This is a genomic window from Bordetella sp. 2513F2 (assembly GCF_054642735.1).
Map to the genome: position 1 here is coordinate 4,276,811 of NZ_CM137755.1, position 19,377 is coordinate 4,296,187.

Below are 19,377 nucleotides of genomic sequence, written 5' to 3' on the forward strand. Positions count from 1 at the left end.
CGATGGAAACAAGGACGCAGTGCGATGAGTAGCGCAGCCTGGCTGGCCCTGGCGGCAGGGCTGAGTGTGGTCCTGGTGGCCTTCGTCGCGATGATCGTGCACTTCGGCGCCACGCCATACCAGGCCGAGCGCAGCCTGGCTGCGCAGCTGGCCGACCAGGGCATGCCGATCACCGGCGAAGTCGTCGCGCTGGAGCGCCAGCCGGGCGGAGAGCCCTTCTCCGTGCCGGTGAAGCTCACCGTGCGCTACACCGATGCGGCCGGCAGTGCGCAGCAGACGCCCTTGTCCGTCTATATCGACCAGGAACTCCTGCAGGGCTTCATGCCGGGCCGGCCGGTGCACCTGCGCCAGGACCCGCGGCAGCCGGGGCGGCTGGCGGTGGACCGCCGGCTCTCGCCCACCGAGATCCCTGCCTCGTGGCGTAGACACTCGTGAAGATCGTCAAGCCACTGCAACTGGGGCTGCTGTTCCGACCGTATCGATGGCGTGGGCAGGTCCGGCTGGGAGCCAGCGTGATGGCGCTGGCCACCCTCGACGAAGCGCCGCAGCTGCAAGCCGAGGCCGACCTCTGGAAAGTGGCCGGCGAGGCCCTGGGCGGCGACGGCGTGCTGGACCTGGGCGTGCCCAAGCCCTGCGCCGAATTCCTCGTCAGCGGGCAGGCCTACACGGCGCACCAGCGCGAGCGCACCGCCTGTGCGGTCCATGTGCGCGTGGGCCCGCGCGAGAAGCGCCTGATGGTGTTCGGCGACCGCCAGTGGATAGGCGGACGGCCCACGGACCCCCAGCCCTTCGACGCCATGCCGCTGGACTGGGCCCATGCCTACGGCGGCGCCGACTTCCCCGACAATCCGCACGGGCGCGGCGCCGCGCCCGAGATGCAAGACGGCAGGCGGGTGCACCGGCTGCCCAACGTGGAACCCTGGACCGGCCGCCTGGCGCGGCCCGACCAGGTGCAGGAGCCTGCCGGCCTGGGGCCGGTCTCCCCCCTCTGGCCAAGCCGCTTCAAGCGCGCGGGCCAGTATCACCCCAGCTGGCTGGAAGAAGGCCATCCGGGGTTCCTGGACACGCTGGACCCGCATTTCTTCAATGCCGCCCCGCCCGACCAGTGGCTGGTGGAGCAGGACGAACTGGCGCCGGGCACCGGGTACGAGATCTGGAACATGCACCCGCGCCTGGCCTGCCTGCGCGGCCACCTGCCCGGATGGCGCGCGCGCTGCTTCCTGCGGCGGCATGATGCCGATAACCTGGAAGAGATCGGGCTGGGCCTGACCACGGCCTGGTTCTTCCCGGACCAGGAGCGCGTATTGCTGGTGTACCAAGGCGCCACCGAATGCGCCGAAGACGACGGCGCCGACGTGGCCCTGCTGATGCCCGCGCTGGAGGCCGTCGACGCGCCGCGGCCGCTGTCGCACTACGAAGCGGTGCTGGCACAAAGGCTGGATGCCGAGGACGGCGCCCTGTATGCATTGCGCGACCGCGACCTGGTGCCGGCCGCGGCCCTGGGCGCCTGGGACATGGCCGAGGGCTTCAATCCCATGGCCGATCCGTTCGCGCGCAACCAGCGGGCGCGGGCTGCCGGCATGCAGGCGGACATGCGCGCCCGCGCCGAGGCCGCAGGACTCGATCCCGATGATTTCTCCGTGCCCTTGCCACCGGAGCCCCAGCCCATCTCGCTCGACGACCTGCCCGACATGGCGCGGCAGGGCCGCCAGATGGCCCAGGAAGCCCGCATCGACCTGATGCACGCGCGGCGCCAATTGCGGGCACGCGTGGAGGCGGATGCGGACGCGCTGCCGGCCGGCATGACGGCCGACTCCCTGCTGGCGTCGGCCGACCAGCCCGGGCCGGGCGGTCCGCCCAGCCTGTATGGCCAGCCTGCGCTGGCCGCGCTGTACGAAGGCCGCGACAAACTCGCGGCATCCGGCGCCGGCGGCGACGCCATGGCAGGCCTGATGGACGAGGCGGCGTCACGACTGGCCGAACAGTATCGCCACACCGCCCACCTGCAGGCCCCGGCGGAGATCGCCCGGTCTGCGCGCAACACCCGGCTGCGGCGCCGTGTCGAAGGCCTGATGCGCGGCAGCCGCAACCTGTCGGGCCTGGACCTCACCGGCGCCGACCTGTCCGGCATGGACCTGCGCGGCGCCCGCTGCGTGGGCACCTGGCTGGAATGCGCCGACCTCTCGGGCGCGGACCTGTCCGGCGCCGATTGCCGCGACGCCGTGCTGGCGCGCGTGCGGGCCGAGGGCGGCGCGTGGCGCGGCGCCGTGCTCGACGGCGCCAATCTCGGGCATGCCCAGCTGGAAGACGTGGACCTCTCCGAGGTGCGCATGGCGCACACCATGCTGGACGGCGTGGTGCTCACCCGCTGCGGCCTGGAACGCGCGGTGCTGCGCGAATGCAATCTCGCCGGCGTCACGCTCACGGACTGCCGCTTCGACGAAGCGGAACTGGATACGGTGAACTTCCTGCAGGCGTCCCGGCTCGCCGACACCCGCTTCGAGCGCGCCCGGCTGCACCGCGCCGTATGGCTGGACTGCGACCTCGACGGCGTGGACTACGCGCAGGCCCGGCTGGCGCGCTGCGTCTGGGTGCAGTCCCGGTGCGAGCGTCCGCTGCGCTGCGATGGCGCGGTCCTGCGCAACAGCTGCAGCGTGGATACGGACCTGGCCGGCGCCTCGTTCGCCGGGGCCGAACTGCATGAATGCAGCCTGCGCGCCACCAACCTGGCGGGCGCGGATTTCCGCCAGGCGCTGCTGCGACGCTGCGACTTCTCCGAGTGCGACCTCACCGGCGCAGACCTGGCCCGCGCGCGGGCCGACGAATCGCTGTTCGTGCGCGCCGACCTGACCGATGCGAACCTGTCCGGCGCCGACCTGCTGCAGGCCCTGATGCAGAAGGCCGACCTGCGCGGCGCGGACCTGCGCCTGGCCAACCTGTTCCGCGCCGACCTCGGCCAGGCGCGCCTGGACCCCGGCACGCAGACCCGCGGCGCCTATACCCGCCTGGCCAACACACGGCCTGCCGCGGCAGGAAGCAGCCCATGGACGCCGTAGCCCTGCAGGCCCGCGTACGCAGCGGCGAGCCCCTGTCGAACCTCGACCTGCGCGGCGCGCAGCTCGGCGGGCAGGACCTGTCCGGCGCGCTGTTCGACCGCTGCGACCTGCACGGCGCCTCGTTCCAGGGCGCCGACCTGCGCGACAGCCGCTTCGTCAGCTGCGGCATGGGCCAGGCAGACTGGCAGGGCGCGAACCTGGCCCAGTGCACCTTCTTCCGCTGCGCGCTCGACGGCGCCCTCCTGCAGGCCGCGGCACTCCAGAACACCTCCTTCGTCGAAAGCCAGGCCGATGCGGCCGACTTCTCGGCCACCCCGCTGCACAGCTGCAACTTCGTGCAGACCTCGCTGCGCGGCGCGCGCTTCGCGCAGACCCACTGGCACGAGGGCGCGCTCACCGAATGCCGGCTGGACGACATGTCGCTGGCCGAAGCCCGGCTCTTCCAGACCGTGTTCTTCCGCGGCGACCTGCGCCGCGTGGACCTGCGCGGCGCCCGGCTGGAGCGCGTCGTGTTCGTCGAGGGCGAGCTTTCCGGCGTGTCGCTGGCGGGCCAGACCCTATCGGGCAGCCAGTTCATCGACGCGCGCATGGACGGCTGCGACCTCGGCGAAGCCGACATCACCCAGTGCAATTTCAAGGGCGCCTCCATGCGCCGCGCCAGGCTGGCGCGCGCGCACGGGCCCCATGCCATGTTCGTGCAGGCCGACCTCGCCGCGGCCGACTGCACGGCCGCCCACCTGCCGCAAAGCCTGTGGAACGAAGCCTGCCTGGAAGGCGCCGTGCTGCGCGGCGCCGACCTCATGCAGGCGGCGCTGCAGCGCACGCGAGCCGAGCGCGCCGTGCTGGCCGAGACCGCGCTGCGCTACACCGACTTTTCCTACGCCGACCTGCGCGGCGCCGACCTGCGCGCCGCGCGCTTCGAGCGCACCCAGTTCCATCGCGCCCTCACCCAGGGGGCCCAGTGGAGCACGCGCGTGGGCGTGCTGGAACGCGACGATGCCCTGTACGAAGCGGAACTGTGGTCCGCGCAGCGCCCTGCCGGCCTCGCCGGCCAAGGAGGAGACTGAATGTTCGCCGATTGCCAGCTCATGGGGATGGACCTGGCTTTTCCCGACATCTGCAAGACGCCGCCGGCGCTGTTGCCGATTCCCTATCCCAACTTCGCGCTCGGCCCCATGGCCATTCCCACGTGCTGGAATGTGCTGCTCATGTGCATGCCGGCGCACAACCTGCTCACCACCATCCCCCTCACCAACGGTGACAACGCGGGCCTCGCCCTGGGCCTCATCTCCCAGACCGTGATGGCCCAGAGCCGCCGCATCACCTGCGTGCCCAACGTGCTGTTCGGCTGCATCCCCGCCACCCGCCTCACCAGCCTCACCGTGCAGAACACCATCAACACGGTGGGCATGCGCGTCGTGCCCAGCCAGCTCAAGGTGCTGCTGCTCGGCGGCGGAGGCGGCGGGGCGCGCAGCGGCAGGGGCGGCGCCGGCGGCGCGGCCGGCAAGGGGCCTGGCGGCAGCAGCGCATCGGTGGCGCGCACCGGCGCGCCCAAGGGCCCGGGCGCCCCCAGGGCCCCCGCTGCCCCCAAAGCCCCCTCGGCACCCAAGGCCCCCGCCGGCCCCAAGCAGGCGCCCGGCCCCAGGGCGTCGGCGGGCGGCAAGCCATCGGCCAACGCCCGCCCGGCCTCGGGGCCGCGCGCCAACCCGAAGTACAAGCGCGGCAAATTCCGCAAGGGGGTGCGCGACAAGGTATGGGACGAGGCAGAGAAGAAATCGCCCGACGGCATCGTGCGCGACCCCGTCACCAAAAAGCCCATGAAGAAGGACGACCCCTGGGACATGGGCCACCGTCCCGGCTACGAGCACCGCAAGCACGTACGCAGCGCCGAGGAACGCGGCATCGACCGCAAGCAGTTCCTCGATGAATACAATGACCCTTCCCACTATCGACCCGAACTGCCCCGTTCCAACCGCGGGCACAAGGGAGAGGATCTGACGGATGACTACTTCGGCCCCTGACAATCGCCCCTCCACGCCTCCGTCGCCCCAGCGCAAGGTAGTGGCCCGCCACGCCCTGTCCGTCTTCGGCGGCAAACCCGTGGTGCATGCGTGGCACCACGACACCCTGGACCTGTCCATCGACATCCTCGAAGTCGACGACAGCCCCGACGACGGCCTGGTCTCGTACAGCACCCTGGGCCTCTTCGAGCTCGACCTGCGGCACGACGACGGCAGCCCCATGAACACGCAGATCGAGCTGTGCGCCGAAGCCCCGCAGGACCAGGAAGAATGGGCCGGCATCCTCAGCGCCGCCGCCTTCTCGCTCATGCGCAGCGGCCAGGCCGTGCGGCCCGGCAGCGTGCTCACCGACTGCGTGGCGGAGTACTACCCCGACACCACGGTGCCGCACCTGTATCTTTGCGTGCCGTTCTCCTGGAACGAGGCCGAGTTCCCGCGCCTGGAATTCGACGAGACCCTGGTCAACTGGCTGCAGGTGATACCCATCTCCGACGCCGAACGCGCCTTCGTGGAACAGGAAGGCGCCGAGGCCTTCGAAGACGCGCTGCTGGAGCAGGATCCGGACATCTACGCGCTCGACCGCGATTCGCTGTTCTGAGGCGCAGCGCGGGGCGGGCGATCCTGGCATCATCATGGATTGCTCCCCTCCGCGCAGCCTCCCATGCAGAACATCGAATTCGATCTCGCCCCCGGCGCCTCCTACATTGAACTGAACCACCTGCTCAAGGTCGCCGGCATCTGCGACAGCGGCGGCGCCGGCAAGGCCATGGTGGCCGACGGCAGGGTCAGCGTGGATGGGGCGCTGGAAACGCGCAAGGCGGCGAAGATCCGTGGCGGGCAGACGGTGGATTGCGGTAATGTGCGCATTCTCGTCCGCCAGGCCCCTGAAGCATGAAACTGAAACCCTCCCGGAATTCCGTTTTCGGCATACTGCTGCGTTCGTCGTGGTGGATCAGCGCGGGTATCGCCGCCTTGCTGATCCTCGGCACGGTGGCGGCGGCGCCCCGGGAATATTGGCCGGTAGGCATATTCGCCGCGATACCCTTCGCGGCCATTGCCCTCCTGGCCGGCTGGCGCCAGCTGCGCACGCCGTCCTCCTCGCGCGTGGAAGCCGTCGCCACGGCCGTCGCGGCCATGCCATGGCCCGCATTCTCCAACACCCTCGCCTCCGGTTTCGAACGCGACGGCTGCCAGGTCGAGCGCCTGAAAGGCGCCGACGCCGACTTCGCCCTCACCAAGGATGGCCGCATCGCGCTGGTCAGCGCCCAGCGCTGGAAAGCCGCCCGCACCGGCATCGACCCGGTGCGCAGGCTGCAGGCCGCCCGCGAGGCCCGGGCCGCGCACGAAGCCATCTACATCGCCCTGGGAGAGATCTCTCCTTCAGCGCAGGACTATGCCGCCGCGCACGGCATCTCCTTCATGACCGCCCCCGAGCTGGCGAAGCTGCTGCGGCATTCAAAGCCCTGACGCGGCGGAACCGGAACCGAACTTGCGCGCCGCGTCCAGCGCCAGGCCGGTGCCGATGCTGCCGAACAGGTCGCCCTCCACATTGCGGGCGCCCGGCAGCAGCGCGCCGATGCGCTCGCGCAGGCACGACACCCGGCTCGAACCGCCGGTGAAGAACACCGTGTCCACCGCCCCGGCGCCCACGGCCGCGTCCTTCAGCAGCGCCGCAACAGTGCTTTCGATGCGGTCGATCAGCGGTGCCGTGGCCTGGTCCAGGTCCGGCCGCGAGATGGCCAGCGTGCGGCCCGGCGCAATGCGGTCCAGGCTGGCCTCCGTGGCCGGCGCATCCGAAAGCGCGATCTTGGCCTTCTCCACCTGCAGCGAGAGCCAATGGCCCGCACGCTGCTCCACCAGCCTGAGCAGCAGCGCGACCTTGTCGCGCTCCACCGCATTGGCGCGGATGTACGACAGCGTCTCCTGCGCCTTGCTGGTGTAGGCGAAATTGATGGTGTGCCAGGACGCGAGGTTGGAATACGGCGTGGAAGGCACGTCCTTGCCGCTGCGCAGCTTGCTGCCCAGGCCCAGCAGCGGCATGAACGCCGCCAGGTTCAGCTGCCGGTCGAAATCGCCGCCGCCGATGTGCACCCCGCCATGGGCCAGGATGTCTTCCCGGCGGTCGGGCTTGCCCGCCCGCTGCGGCCCCAGGCGGATCAGCGAAAAATCAGACGTGCCGCCGCCGATGTCGATCACCAGCACCAGCTCCTCGCGGCTGATCTGCGACTCGTAATCGAACGCCGCGGCTAGCGGCTCGTACTGGAACGCCACGTGCTCGAAGCCCACCGCCGCGGCGATCTCGCCCAGCGTGTCCTGCGCAGTGCGATCCGCCGCCTCGTCGCCATCCACGAAAAAGGCCGGCCGGCCCATCACCACCGACGTGAACGCACGCCCCGCCGCCTGCTCCGCACGCGCCTTCAACTGCCCGATGAAATGCGCAAGCAGCACCCGGAACGGCACGCCGCGCCCGCGGATCTCCGTGTGGCCATCGATCAGCGAACTGCCCAGCAGGTTCTTCATGGCCCGCATCAGCCGCCCCTCGTATCCCGCCAGGTAATCCTCCAGCGCCGCCCGGCCCACGCTGACCGTCGTGTCCTCTTCATGGAAAAAGACCGCCGACGGCATCGTCGGATGGCCATCCTCCAGCGGCAGCAGCGTCGGAAGTCCCGGCCGGTACCAGCCCACGGCGGAATTGGAAGTGCCGAAATCGATGCCGCAGGCGCGGGCGTAGACAGGTGAGCTCATGAAAATGCGCGCGCCCCGCGGCGGAGCGGCGGGGCGCGATGGGGTGGTGGTGTTAAAGGGGGATTGTACGAGGAGGTGGTGTGTGGGGTGGGCGGCTTTCGACCCAACGCGGAAGTTCATCGGTTTGCCATAGGGCTGGCCGACAAACCAAACTCGGTTGCGGCAGGAATAAGAAAGAACTAGCTTCAGTAATGGTAGAGGACAGCTCGCGGTCTCTGATGATTCAAAAGACGTGCGGTTGAATCCGCAGCCCACAGCAGAGTCCGCCGCTATCTGCTTGTACACAGACCAAAACGAGTCGTGGCCATCATCCTGATACGGCCGGTTGAATTGACGGATGGGGTGTGCAGCACGCGCATATCCATCAAAAAAACATCGCCAGCCCGTCCCGACATCTCGACGATCTCGGTATCGGATGTGCTGAGAACAGCTTCGAGATCAACTGGCGTTTTCAACGAACTACGAAGCCTCCCAGCCGTTTCACCCGCCACGCGATGAGAACGGGCCAGCGCTAAAGTCGCGCCTCCGTGTTCGATAACGTCGTCGATCAGATAGAACACCTGGATGCCGGGGATCTGAGCGCCGGATCTCGCAGCTAGGTCAACGTGCCAGTTCAGGTTGCCCAGAGACCATGGCCCTTGATGAGGCAGGGACAGCAAGGGCTGCGTGCCTTGGCTGGATTGCCGGGCTCTGCCGGTCAGGTCAGCGATTGCGTTGCGAATTTCCGCCGTGTTCAGCGTTTCATCCAGACCCGCAATCTTCACCATCGAGGATAGCTTTGCGATCTGCTGAAATGGCGACAAATTGTTCAGTGAACTGCCAAGACTTTTTCCGCCGGCCCAGACCTTGAGCCGCGACAGTTCTCGCAGAATGCACTCCCGAAGCGGCTTCAGACAGCGCTTGGAATGTACTCGGCTCAATCGTAAGTACCCTTCTCTATGGAAAAAGTCGAGCTCTGATTGATCGAGCGTTGTGGCTGTCATGTTCGAGACTTTCGTATAACGGCTTCTGTCCGGAAGTCGTAGAGTTCATTCAATCCGTAGGTTGCTGGCTTCGATAGTTTACGGATTCCAAATCGCTGAGCGTCTGCCACTGGCCGATTACAGCCCCCCAAACCCGATCGGGTAGGGTGAGGGGTCACCCCCTCAGCCCTCCCACACCACCGTACGTGCGGTTCCGCATACGGCGGTTCAGTTGATACGCTGGAGGCGATCCACGGTATCGCGGATCGAGATCAGCCCCAGCCCCTGGAAGTACGCGTTGGGCAACGCGTGCGTCAGGTGTGAGGCGCCCGCATTCCACCAAGGCCCACGGCCATTGACGCTGGACTTCGCCGCGCGTGCCGGGTCTAGCCCCAGCACGATCATGTGCCGTCTTCGCGTCCGTGGCCGCTTCCATTGCCGCCAGATCAGGCAGCGCAACCGCCGCCTTATCCAGCCGTCCAGTCCCTGCATCCGGCGTCGCTGCAGGCTCAGCCGGAAGTAGTTCGCCCAACCCCTCAGTAGCGGGTTCAGCGTCTGGATCGTGTAACCAACGGACCAACCCCGGCCTTCGCGCACCACCTCCCGCACCCGGCTCATCAATCGCTCGATGCTCTCCGGGGCGATCCGCAGGTGCGCCTGCCCAAGCCGTACGGCCACCCGGTACCCCAGGAACTTGCGTGCCCCCGGCCGGGCCACCGCACTCTTGGCCTCGTTCACGCGCAGCCTCAAGACCCTCTCGAGATAGGCCCTGGTGCTGCGCATCACCCGCTCGCCCGCCCGCTTGCTTGCGACGTAAATGTTGCAGTCGTCCGCATAGCGGCAGAACGCCAGGCCTCGGCGCTCCAGTCTATGGTCCAGATCACTGAGCAGGATGTTCGACAACAGCGGCGAGAGCGGTCCGCCTTGCGGCGTGCCTTCTGTACGCGCCTGCGCCAGCCCATCGGCCATCATCCCCGCTTGCAGCAAGCGGCGAATCAGCTTCAGGGCCTCCTTGTCTTGCACCTGCCGCGCCACCCGGGCCATCAGCACGTCGTGGTCCACTCGGTCAAAGAACTTCTCCAAGTCCAGGTCCACCACCCAATGCCGTCCCGCCTGCACATGGGCCTGCGCCTGACGCACCGCGTCCAACGCACTCCTGCCAGGACGGAACCCGAAGCTGCTCGCCGAGAACGTCGGCTCGAAGATCGGTTGCAGCACTTGATGCAACGCCTGCTGGATGAGCCGGTCTACCACGGTCGGCACGCCCAGTGTCCGTACCCCGCCTTGCGGCTTCGGTATGTCCACCCGGCGCACCGCCCGCGGCATATACGTCCCCGCCAGCAGCGCCGCCCTTACGCTGGGCCAGTGCGCCTTCAGCCAGCCGCCAAGGTCTTGCACGGTCATGCCGTCTATGCCGGCCGACCCCTTATTCCCCAGCACTCGCCTGTACGCCTGGCTCATGTTCGAGCGTTCCACGACCCGCCGCATCAGCGAGTCGCCCTCCGATTTCGTTTGCCCGGGTGTCGCTGTGCGGGCCTGCGCACCCCGGCCGCGCTCGGACAGCTTCCGGCCGCCTCCCGCCTCCAAGGCCCCTGTCTCCAGAGCTTCTGCATCCACAGCTCGCATCAAGATCACCCGTCCTACTCTCGGTATCCTCTGTTCGGGCCTTCGGTCATGGTCCTCATCGGCTCGCCGCCTTCGCCATCGACCTACTATGCCCTCGGCTGACTTCTGATCGCGCGTCCCCTCGCCTTGCGGCTTCGGTAGCTGGGCCAGCCCAGCACGCGGTCAGATCTCCCCGGGTATTGCACACCCACCTTCACGCTTATGCCTGTCGGATATACGTCCCAGCGTTCCGGACAAGTATCGGGCTTTGACGAGTTTGGCCGCCTTACCCCGCTGACACGCCTCATCCGCTTCCTGTGCGTCAGGCCAGCGCTTTGCCATCCGGCTTCCTTCAGACTCGCAGTCGCCCGCGAAACCCTTGCCTTCGGCTAACTCTTCCCCTTGTCGGGCGAGTAGAGGACTTCCACCTCCAAGTGGGTGCGCCCTGCCGGGCGCACCAAAAACAAAACCCAGCCATCACTGGCTGGGCTTTCACCATCACACCCCTGAATCCGTTCCCGATCAGAACGGAATATCGTCATCCATATCCGCCAGGTTCGCCCCTGCAGCCGGGGCTGCGGCGGGCGCGGGGGCGGGCCGCTGCGGCGCCTGGCGGGCGGCCGGGGCGCGCTGCTGGCGGGGGGCGTCGTCGAAGCCGCCGCCGCCGTATGAGCCGCCGCCTTCGCCGCCGCCCTCACGGCCGCCCAGCATCTGCATCTGGTCGGCCACGATCTCGGTGCTGTAGCGGTCGGCGCCGGTGTCCTTGTCTTGCCACTTGCGGGTCTTGAGGCGGCCTTCGATGTACACCGAGCGGCCCTTGCGCAGGTATTCGCCGGCGATCTCGGCCAGGCGGTTGTACATGACGACGCGGTGCCACTCGGTTTCCTCGCGGCGTTCGCCGGAGGCCTTGTCTTTCCATTGCGAGGTGGTGGCGATGGACACGTTGCAGATGGCAGCGCCATCGGGGCTGTAGCGCACTTCGGGATCGCGTCCGAGGTTGCCGACGAGGATGACTTTATTGACGGATGCCATGTGGATGTCCTTCCTGGCGCCTCGGCCGCTGCGGCGGCGGGCGCACTCAAAATAATGTTTCGTGGTGGGGCCGGCCCGGCGGGACGTGCATGCGAGCGAAACCGCCATGCCGGGCGAAGCCGGATTCAGGCCTCATTATCGACGATACGGCCACGGCCTCCAAACCACCAGGGCTGGAAAGGTCACGGCCGGTCTAGGCCGCCACCCGCAGCCGCCAGCTTACGCCCAGCCATGCCACGGCCAGGCACGCCGCCATGAGGAATACGCCCGAGGGCCCGAAGTGGCTGGCCACCCAGCCGCCCAGCGCGCCCCCGGTGAACAGGCCCGCGGCCTGGGCGGTGTTGTAGAAGCCCAGGGCCAGGCCCTTGTAGGCCGGCGGCGCCACGCGCGACACCAGCGAGGGCTGCAGCGCTTCGAGCACGTTGAAGGCCACGAAGAAGCCGGTGAGGCCGATGGCCAGGGCCAGGAAGCCGCCCGAGGCGGCGGGCAGCAGCGCACAGACCGCGGCCAGGCCAGCCACCGACCACAGCAGGGCGCCGCGATGGGCGCGGCGCTTCTCGGCCACGAAGACGGCGGGCACCATCAGCACGAAGGAGACCAGGATGATGGGGAGGTACACCTGCCACAAGGCGCGCGCGTCCAGGCCGCCCAGCCGCGCCAGCAGGCCCGGCACCACCACGAAGAGCGACACCTGCACCAGGTGCAGCACGAACACCCCGAAATTGAGCCGCAGCAGGTCGCGGTGCAGCAGCACTTCGCGCGGGCGGGCGGCCTGCAGGGTGCGCGCGTCGGTGCGCGGCACCACGGGCACCAGCCAGCGCGCCACGGCCAGGCTGGCCACCCCGAGGCAGGCGATGGTCCAGAACAGGCCGGGCAGGCCCCACCAGCCCACCAGCAGGGGCGCCAGCACCAGCGAGAGCGCGAAGGAAAGCCCGATCGAGGCGCCCACCATGGCCATGGCGCGGGTGCGGACCTCGTCGCGCGTGGCGTCGGCCAGCCAGGCGGTGACGGCGGCCGAAATGGCGCCGGCGCCCTGGATGGCGCGGCCTATGGTGATCCAGAAGACGTCGTCGGCCTGGGCGCAGACCACGCTGCCCAGCACGAAGAGCAGCAGGCCGGCCAGCACCACGGGGCGGCGCCCCCAGCGGTCGGAAGCCAGGCCGAAGGGAATCTGCATCACGGCCTGGGTGAGGCCGTACATGCCCAAGGCCAGGCCCACGCGGGCCGGGTCGTCTCCGCCGGGCAGGCCGCGCGCGGCCACGGCGAACACGGGCAGCAGCAGGAACAGCCCGAGCATGCGGCAGGCGAACAACCCTGCCAGCGCAACACTGGCGCGGCGCTCGGAGGCGGTGAGTTTCAGCGTGGGATCAGCCGGCATGCAGTATCAGGTCTTTATGGCCGGGGCCGGGCGTCCGGGGGCGGACGTGGCCCGAACGCGAGTAGGTTCGGCGCGCTATAGTACCAAGTTGGCCTTTAAAACTGCCTGAGTACCCGATGGAAGCGATACGCATTCGGGGTGCACGCACCCACAATCTCAAGAACGTCTCGCTGGACCTGCCGCGACACCGGCTGGTCGTGGTGACGGGCCTGTCCGGGTCGGGCAAGTCTTCGTTGGCCTTCGATACGCTGTATGCGGAAGGCCAGCGCCGCTACGTGGAAAGCCTGTCGGCCTACGCGCGGCAGTTCCTGCAGCTGATGGACAAGCCCGACGTGGACCTCATCGAGGGCCTCTCGCCGGCCATCTCGATCGAGCAGAAGGCCGCCGGGCACAACCCGCGGTCCACGGTGGGCACCATCACCGAGATCCACGATTACCTGCGCCTGCTGTACGCGCGGGTCGGCACCCCCTATTGCCCCGAGCATGGCCTGCCGCTGCAGGCGCAGAGCGTGAGCCAGATGGTGGACGCGGTGCTGGGCTGGCCGGCCGAGACGCGGCTGGCCGTGCTGGCGCCCATCGCGCGCGGGCGCAAGGGCAGCTTCGAGGACGAGATCGCCAGCCTGCAGGCGCAGGGCTTCGTGCGCCTGCGCATCGACGGCCAGCTGGTGGAGCTCGACGGCATGGCGCCGCTGAAGAAAACCGAGAAGCACGACATCGACGTGGTCATCGACCGGCTGCGCGTGCGCCCCGAGGGCAAGCAGCGCCTGGCCGAGAGCTTCGAGACCGCGCTGCAGCTGGCCGAGGGCCGCGCCCTGGCGCTCGACATGGACGGCGGCCGCGAGCAGACGTTCTCCAGCCGCTACGCCTGCCCGGTATGCAGCCACAGCCTGCCCGAGCTCGAGCCGCGGCTTTTCAGCTTCAACAATCCCATGGGCGCCTGCCCGAGCTGCGACGGCATCGGCCAGGTGGGCTTCTTCGACCCGAAGCGGGTGGTGGCCTTTCCCGAGCTCAGCCTGGCCGCCGGCGCCATCCGCGGCTGGGACCGCCGCAATGCCTTCACCCATTCGCTGCTCACCAGCCTGGCCGCGCACTACGAATTCGACATCGAGACGCCCTTCGAGCAGCTGCCCCAGGCCATACGCGACAAGGTGCTGTACGGCTCGGGCGACGAGGAGATCGCGTTCGTCTACCTCAACGAGAAGGGGCGCAGCACCGTCAAGCGCCACCCGTTCGAGGGCGTGATCCCCAACCTGGAGCGGCGCTGGCTCGAGACCGATTCGGCCAACGTGCGCGAGGAGCTGGGCAAGTACCGCAACATCAAGACCTGTCCGGATTGCGGCGGCTCGCGGCTGCGCGCCGAGGCGCGCCACGTGCTGATCGGCAACGAGCCGCGCGAGGCCGAGCGCCACGGCCGCGCCATCTATGAAGTCGAGGCCATGCCGCTGTCGGAATGCCTGGCATGGTTTCGCGCGCTGGCGCTGGGCGGCGCCAAGCAGGAGATCGCGCAGCGCATCGTGCGCGAGATCGAGGCTCGCCTGAGCTTCCTCAACAACGTGGGCCTGAACTACCTGTCGCTCGACCGCAGCGCCGACACGATCTCCGGCGGCGAAGCCCAGCGCATCCGTCTGGCCAGCCAGATCGGCTCCGGCCTCACGGGCGTGATGTACGTGCTGGACGAACCCTCCATCGGCCTGCACCAGCGCGACAACGACCGCCTCATCGGCACGCTGCAGCACCTGCGCGACCTCGGCAACAGCGTGATCGTGGTCGAGCACGACGAGGACATGATCCGCGCCGCCGACTGGGTGGTCGACATGGGCCCCGGCGCCGGCGAACACGGCGGCCGGGTGGTGGCCAGCGGCACCCCGCAGGCCGTGCAGGGCGACGACGCCTCGCTCACCGGCCAGTATCTCAGCGGACGCCGCGCCATCGAGATCCCCCCGCGCCGGCCCGTCACCGACGAGCAGCCCTGGCTGGTGCTGTCGGGCGCCACCGGCAACAACCTGAAGAACGTCACGCTGCGCGTGCCCGCCGGCAGGCTGGTCTGCGTGACCGGCGTGTCCGGCTCGGGCAAGTCCACGGTGGTGAACGACACGCTGGCCGTGGCCGTGGCCCGCCACCTGAACCACGCCCAGGGCGAGCCCGCGCCCTACGCCAGCCTCACCGGCCTGGAGCACTTCGACAAGTCGATCAGCGTCGACCAGAGCCCCATCGGCCGCACGCCGCGCAGCAACCCCGCCACCTACACCGGCCTCTTCACGCCCATCCGCGAACTGTTCGCCGGCGTGCCCGAGGCCCGCGCGCGCGGCTACGACCCCGGCCGCTTCAGCTTCAACGTCAAGGGCGGCCGCTGCGAGGCCTGCCAGGGCGACGGCGTGGTCAAGGTGGAGATGCACTTCCTGCCCGACATGTACGTGCCCTGCGACGTCTGCCACGGCAAGCGCTACAACCGCGAGACCCTCGAGATCCGCTACCGGGGCCGCAACATCAGCGAGGTGCTGGACCTCACCGTGGCCCAGGCGCTGGACTACTTCGATGCGGTGCCCGCCATCGCGCGCAAGCTGCACACGCTCGTGGACGTGGGGCTCTCGTACCTGCGCCTGGGCCAGAGCGCGACCACGCTCTCGGGCGGCGAAGCGCAGCGCGTGAAGCTGTCGCTGGAGCTGTCGCGCCGCAGCACGGGCCGCACCCTGTACATCCTGGACGAGCCGACCACCGGCCTGCACTTCCATGACATCGAACTGCTGCTGAAGGTGCTGAACCAGCTGGTCGACGCCGGCAACACCGTGCTCATCATCGAGCACAACCTCGACGTCATCAAGACGGCCGACTGGCTGGTGGACATGGGGCCGGAAGGCGGCGACGGCGGCGGCCGCGTGGTGGCCGAGGGCCCGCCCGAGGCCGTGGCGGACAACCCCGAAAGCCATACGGGCCGCTACCTGGCGCGGGTGTTGCGACGCAATAATCCGCAGTAGACTAGACGAACCCCGCTTTCCCCGGAATTGCCATGTACACCCTGATCATCGGCAACAAGAACTACTCGTCCTGGTCCCTGCGCGCCTGGCTGGCGCTGCGTGCCGGCGGCATCCCGTTCCGCGAGAAGAAAGTGGGGCTGTTCACCGATGAATTCGCGCGGGAGCTCGGCGGCGTCTCCCCGGCCGGGCAGGTGCCGGTGCTGCTGGACGGCAGTTTCGCCGTATGGGATTCCCTGGCCATCTGCGAATACGCCGCCGAACGCCATCCCGAAGCCGGCCTCTGGCCGGCCCACCCGCGCGCCCGGGCCCGCGCCCGCTCGCTCGCCGCGCAGATGCACAGCGGCTTCATGCAGCTGCGCAGCATCATGCCCATGAACATCGAGGCGCACCTGCCCGGCATCGACATCAGCGCCGCCCAGCAGGACATCTCCCGCGTGCAGGCCATCTGGCACGACACGCGCTCCGAATTCGGCCAGGGCGGCCCCTTCCTGTTCGGCCGCTTCAGCATCGCCGACGCCTTCTACGCCCCCGTGGTCTCGCGCTTCATCACCTACGGCGTCACCGCCGCCGGCCCCGTGCGCGAATACATCGACGCCATCCTCGCCCTGCCCGCCATGCAGGAATGGACGCGCGACGCATGCGCCGAGGCCACCTTCGTGCCCGAAGACGAGCCGTATCGCACGCACCGCTAGCGCGGCGCACCCTTCACATCTCGAACAGCCGCCGGTGCTCCCGGATGGCGTACCGGTCGGTCATGCCTGCGATGTAGTCGGCGATGGCGCGCGCCTGGGCGTCGTGCCCGTCGCGCCGGTAGTCGGGCGGCAGCACCCGCGGGTCGTCCATGAAGGCGCGGAACAGTTCGCGCACGATGCGGCGCGCCTTGTTCGTCATGCGCACCACGCGATAGTGGCGATACAGGTTGGCGAACAGGAACTGCTTGAGCTCGTCGGCCTCGCGCCGCACGGTGTCCGAGAAGCCCGCCAGGGGCGGGGCCCGGCGCACGTCGTCGGCGCAGGCGGGCGCATGGTCATGGATGCGCGCCTGGGTGGTGGCGGTGAGATCGGTGATCAGCGTGTCGATCATGCGCCGTACGGTTTCGGAAATGGCCCGGCGCGGCGCCAGGCCGGGATAGCGCCGCCGCACTTCCGCATGATGCCGCGCGAAGATCGCCACGTCCTGCATCTGCTCGATGGTGATCAGGCCGGAGCGCAGGCCGTCGTCGACGTCGTGGTTGTTGTAGGCCACCTCGTCGGCCAGGTTGGCCAGCTGCGCCTCCAATGAGGGCTGCGTGCGTTCGAGGAAACGCCGTCCCACCTCGCCCAGTTGGCGCGCGTGGCTGGCCGAGCAATGCTTGAGTATGCCCTCGCGCGTCTCGAAGCAGAGGTTCAGGCCGTTGAACTCGGCGTAGCGCTCCTCCAGCTCGTCGACCACGCGCAGGCTCTGGAGATTGTGCTCGAAGCCGCCGGCCTCGGGTGCCAGCTCGCGCATGCAGGCGTTGAGCTCGTCCTGGCCGGCGTGGCCGAACGGCGTGTGGCCCAGGTCGTGCGCCAGCGCGATGGCCTCGGTGAGATCCTGCGAGAGGCCCAGGCTGCGCGCCACGGTGCGCCCGATCTGGGCCACCTCCAGGCTGTGCGTCAGGCGGGTGCGGAAGAGGTCGCCCTCGTGGTTGACGAAGACCTGCGTCTTGTACTCGAGACGCCGGAAGGCGGTGGAGTGGATGATGCGGTCGCGGTCGCGCTGGAATTCGGTGCGGTTGGAAGGCGGGGCTTCGGGATGGGTGCGCCCGCGGGTCCGGAGGGGGTCGCAGGCGTACGGTGCAAGTTCATGTGTGGGCATGTCCGTTCCTGCGCCTCCGTTATCCGACCGTTCGTTCCAGCACGGCCCGCACGTCGGCTTCCGGCGCGGTCCGCACGATCGCCTCGCCGATGCGGGGCAGCAGCACGAACTTGATCTGCCCGCCCTCGGTTTTCTTGTCCACCTGCATCAGCGAGAGCCAGCGCTCCGCGCCGAGGTCGGGCGCGGCCACGGGGCAGCCGATGGCCGCCACGAGCGAGCGCACGCGTTCCACGTCGGCGCGCGGCAGGCCGGCCACGCGGGCCGACAGCTCGGCGGCCTGCACCATGCCGCAGCCCACGGCCTCGCCATGCAGCCATTCGCCGTAGCCCAGCCCCGACTCGATGGCGTGGCCGAAGGTGTGCCCGAGGTTGAGGATGGCGCGCAGGCCGGACTCGCGCTCGTCCTGGCCCACCACCTGGGCCTTGAGTTCGCAGGAGCGCCGGATGGCGTAGGCCAGGGCCTGCGGCTCCAGGGCACGCAACGCGTCGGCATGGGCTTCGCACCAGGCCCAGAATCCGGCATCCAGGATCAGGCCGTATTTGATGACCTCGGCGAGGCCCGCCGAGATCTCGCGCGCCGGCAGGGTCTGGAGGGTGCCGGTGTCGATCTCCACGCCCACGGGCTGGTAGAAGGCGCCGATCATGTTCTTGCCCAGCGGGTGGTTCACGGCCGTCTTGCCGCCCACCGAGGAATCCACCTGCGCCAGCAGCGTGGTCGGCACCTGGAGGAAACGGATGCCGCGCATGTACACGGCGGCGGCGAAGCCCGTCATGTCGCCGATCACGCCGCCGCCCAGGGCCACCAGCACGGCGCGCCGGTCGCAGCGGTGCTCAAGCAGGGCATCGAAGACCCGGTTCAGCGTCTGCCAGTCTTTGTGGGCCTCGCCATCGGGCAGCTCGACGCTCAGCACGCGCCGGCCCGTGCGCGCCAGCGCAGCGCGCGCGCGCTCGCCATAGAGCGCCGCCACCGTGGGATTGGTGACGATCATGATGGAAGTGGCATCGGCGGGGATGCAGGCATCGAGCGCGTCCAGGCGCCCGGCACCGATGTGGATGGGATAGCGCCCTCCGGGGGTATCCACGTCTACGACGACGGTCATGGGTGTATCTCGTGGGCTTGCAGCTTGGGGATCAGTGATTTCACCAGCCCGGGGACCGGCGTGGCGCCGGTGTCGACCACCAGGTGCGCCACCTCGCGATACAGGGGCTCGCGCAGGGTGAGCAGCTGGCGCAGCGTGGCGCGCGGATCGGCAGTGGCCAGCAGGGGGCGGTTGCGGTCGCGGCAGGTGCGGCGGTAGAGCTCGTCGACGGTGGCGCGCAGGTAGATGACCAGGCCGCGCTCGTGCAGCAGGCGGCGGTTTTCGGCCGACAGGACCGCGCCGCCGCCCGTGGCGAGAACGATCCCGCGCCGTTGGGTACACTCTTGCAACGCAAGGGCCTCGCGCTTGCGGAAACCCGTTTCACCCTCGATCTCGAAAATCACCGGCACGCGCACGCCGCAGCGGGCTTCCAGGTGGTGGTCGAGGTCGATGAATTCGCGGCCCAGCTCGCGCGCCAGCCCGCGGCCTATGGTGGTCTTGCCGGCCCCCATCATGCCCACCAGGAAGATGGGCAGGTCGTGGGGCAGCGTGGCGGCCGGCCCGGCGCAGGGCGCCTGGACAGCATCGCAGGCAGGCTCCGGAATCGCGTCGCGGCAGGAAGTGGCGGGAACGTTCATCCTGGCATTATCCCATCGCCTCAAGTTGCCCGCGTACCACACCCACACCAT

General features: G+C 69.0%; 17 protein-coding genes. 9 read left to right on the top strand and 8 right to left on the bottom strand.

Annotation, left to right across the window (positions count from 1 at the left end):
* The first annotated feature begins 24 nt into the window (after positions 1-24).
* The 7 genes from ACYBYQ_RS20225 to ACYBYQ_RS20255 all read left to right on the top strand — a co-directional run bounded on the left by ACYBYQ_RS20225 (position 25) and on the right by ACYBYQ_RS20255 (position 6,544).
* Complete coding sequence (locus ACYBYQ_RS20225; protein WP_459616208.1) at positions 25-435, top strand: DUF3592 domain-containing protein; 411 nt, start codon at positions 25-27, stop codon at positions 433-435.
* The gene (locus tag ACYBYQ_RS20230) at positions 432-3,056 is read left to right on the top strand and encodes a DUF2169 family type VI secretion system accessory protein (protein ID WP_459616209.1); all 2,625 of its coding nucleotides are present in this window, start codon (positions 432-434) and stop codon (positions 3,054-3,056) included. The genes ACYBYQ_RS20225 and ACYBYQ_RS20230 overlap by 4 nt, the downstream gene beginning before the upstream one ends.
* Positions 3,044-4,123, top strand: coding sequence for a pentapeptide repeat-containing protein (locus ACYBYQ_RS20235; protein ID WP_459616210.1), 1,080 nt, complete (start codon positions 3,044-3,046; stop codon positions 4,121-4,123). Before ACYBYQ_RS20230 ends, ACYBYQ_RS20235 begins: the two co-directional genes overlap by 13 nt.
* Positions 4,124-5,077, top strand: coding sequence for a PAAR-like domain-containing protein (locus ACYBYQ_RS20240; protein ID WP_459616211.1), 954 nt, complete (start codon positions 4,124-4,126; stop codon positions 5,075-5,077).
* Positions 5,058-5,675, top strand: coding sequence for a suppressor of fused domain protein (locus ACYBYQ_RS20245; RefSeq protein ID WP_459616212.1), 618 nt, complete (start codon positions 5,058-5,060; stop codon positions 5,673-5,675). The genes ACYBYQ_RS20240 and ACYBYQ_RS20245 overlap by 20 nt, the downstream gene beginning before the upstream one ends.
* 63 nt (positions 5,676-5,738) lie before the next feature.
* Complete coding sequence (locus tag ACYBYQ_RS20250; RefSeq protein ID WP_459616213.1) at positions 5,739-5,972, top strand: RNA-binding S4 domain-containing protein; 234 nt, start codon at positions 5,739-5,741, stop codon at positions 5,970-5,972.
* Positions 5,969-6,544, top strand: coding sequence for a restriction endonuclease (locus tag ACYBYQ_RS20255; protein WP_459616214.1), 576 nt, complete (start codon positions 5,969-5,971; stop codon positions 6,542-6,544). Before ACYBYQ_RS20250 ends, ACYBYQ_RS20255 begins: the two co-directional genes overlap by 4 nt.
* Here the strand turns inward: ACYBYQ_RS20255 and ACYBYQ_RS20260 are convergent.
* From ACYBYQ_RS20260 to ACYBYQ_RS20280, 5 genes are all read right to left on the bottom strand, one after another.
* Positions 6,533-7,822 (bottom strand): Hsp70 family protein, encoded by a 1,290-nt coding sequence (locus ACYBYQ_RS20260; protein ID WP_459616215.1) that lies wholly within the window; start codon positions 7,820-7,822, stop codon positions 6,533-6,535. The genes ACYBYQ_RS20255 and ACYBYQ_RS20260 overlap by 12 nt on opposite strands.
* Before the next feature lie 269 nt (positions 7,823-8,091).
* Complete coding sequence (locus tag ACYBYQ_RS20265) at positions 8,092-8,805, bottom strand: phytanoyl-CoA dioxygenase family protein (protein ID WP_459616216.1); 714 nt, start codon at positions 8,803-8,805, stop codon at positions 8,092-8,094.
* A 207-nt stretch (positions 8,806-9,012) separates the two neighbouring features.
* Positions 9,013-10,410, bottom strand: coding sequence for a group II intron reverse transcriptase/maturase (gene ltrA, locus ACYBYQ_RS20270; protein WP_459616217.1), 1,398 nt, complete (start codon positions 10,408-10,410; stop codon positions 9,013-9,015).
* A 501-nt stretch (positions 10,411-10,911) separates the two neighbouring features.
* Positions 10,912-11,421, bottom strand: a complete 510-nt coding sequence (gene ssb / locus ACYBYQ_RS20275; protein ID WP_459616218.1) for a single-stranded DNA-binding protein — start codon at positions 11,419-11,421, stop codon at positions 10,912-10,914.
* A 193-nt stretch (positions 11,422-11,614) separates the two neighbouring features.
* On the bottom strand, positions 11,615-12,799 hold the full coding sequence (locus ACYBYQ_RS20280; RefSeq protein WP_459616219.1) for an MFS transporter: 1,185 nt from the start codon (positions 12,797-12,799) through the stop codon (positions 11,615-11,617).
* Between the two features lie 116 nt (positions 12,800-12,915).
* Between ACYBYQ_RS20280 and uvrA the strand changes: the two genes are divergently transcribed.
* Together uvrA and ACYBYQ_RS20290 are read left to right on the top strand one after the other, a co-directional pair.
* Positions 12,916-15,774: an excinuclease ABC subunit UvrA gene (gene uvrA / locus ACYBYQ_RS20285; RefSeq protein ID WP_459616220.1), complete on the top strand. Its 2,859-nt coding sequence runs from the start codon at positions 12,916-12,918 to the stop codon at positions 15,772-15,774.
* 32 nt (positions 15,775-15,806) lie between these two features.
* Entirely contained in the window at positions 15,807-16,466 is a 660-nt protein-coding gene (locus ACYBYQ_RS20290; RefSeq protein WP_459616221.1) for a glutathione S-transferase family protein, read from the top strand.
* A 13-nt stretch (positions 16,467-16,479) separates the two neighbouring features.
* On the opposite strand, the gene ACYBYQ_RS20295 is transcribed toward ACYBYQ_RS20290, so the two are convergent.
* From ACYBYQ_RS20295 to ACYBYQ_RS20305, 3 genes are read right to left on the bottom strand one after another with little or no spacing between them, the layout of a single operon-like run.
* Complete coding sequence (locus ACYBYQ_RS20295; protein WP_459616222.1) at positions 16,480-17,610, bottom strand: deoxyguanosinetriphosphate triphosphohydrolase; 1,131 nt, start codon at positions 17,608-17,610, stop codon at positions 16,480-16,482.
* A 19-nt stretch (positions 17,611-17,629) separates the two neighbouring features.
* Positions 17,630-18,709, bottom strand: coding sequence for a 3-dehydroquinate synthase (aroB, locus tag ACYBYQ_RS20300; protein WP_459616223.1), 1,080 nt, complete (start codon positions 18,707-18,709; stop codon positions 17,630-17,632).
* A complete protein-coding gene (locus tag ACYBYQ_RS20305) occupies positions 18,706-19,326 on the bottom strand; it encodes a shikimate kinase (protein WP_459616224.1) in 621 nt (206 codons plus the stop codon). The genes aroB and ACYBYQ_RS20305 overlap by 4 nt, the downstream gene beginning before the upstream one ends.
* Positions 19,327-19,377 lie beyond the last annotated feature (51 nt).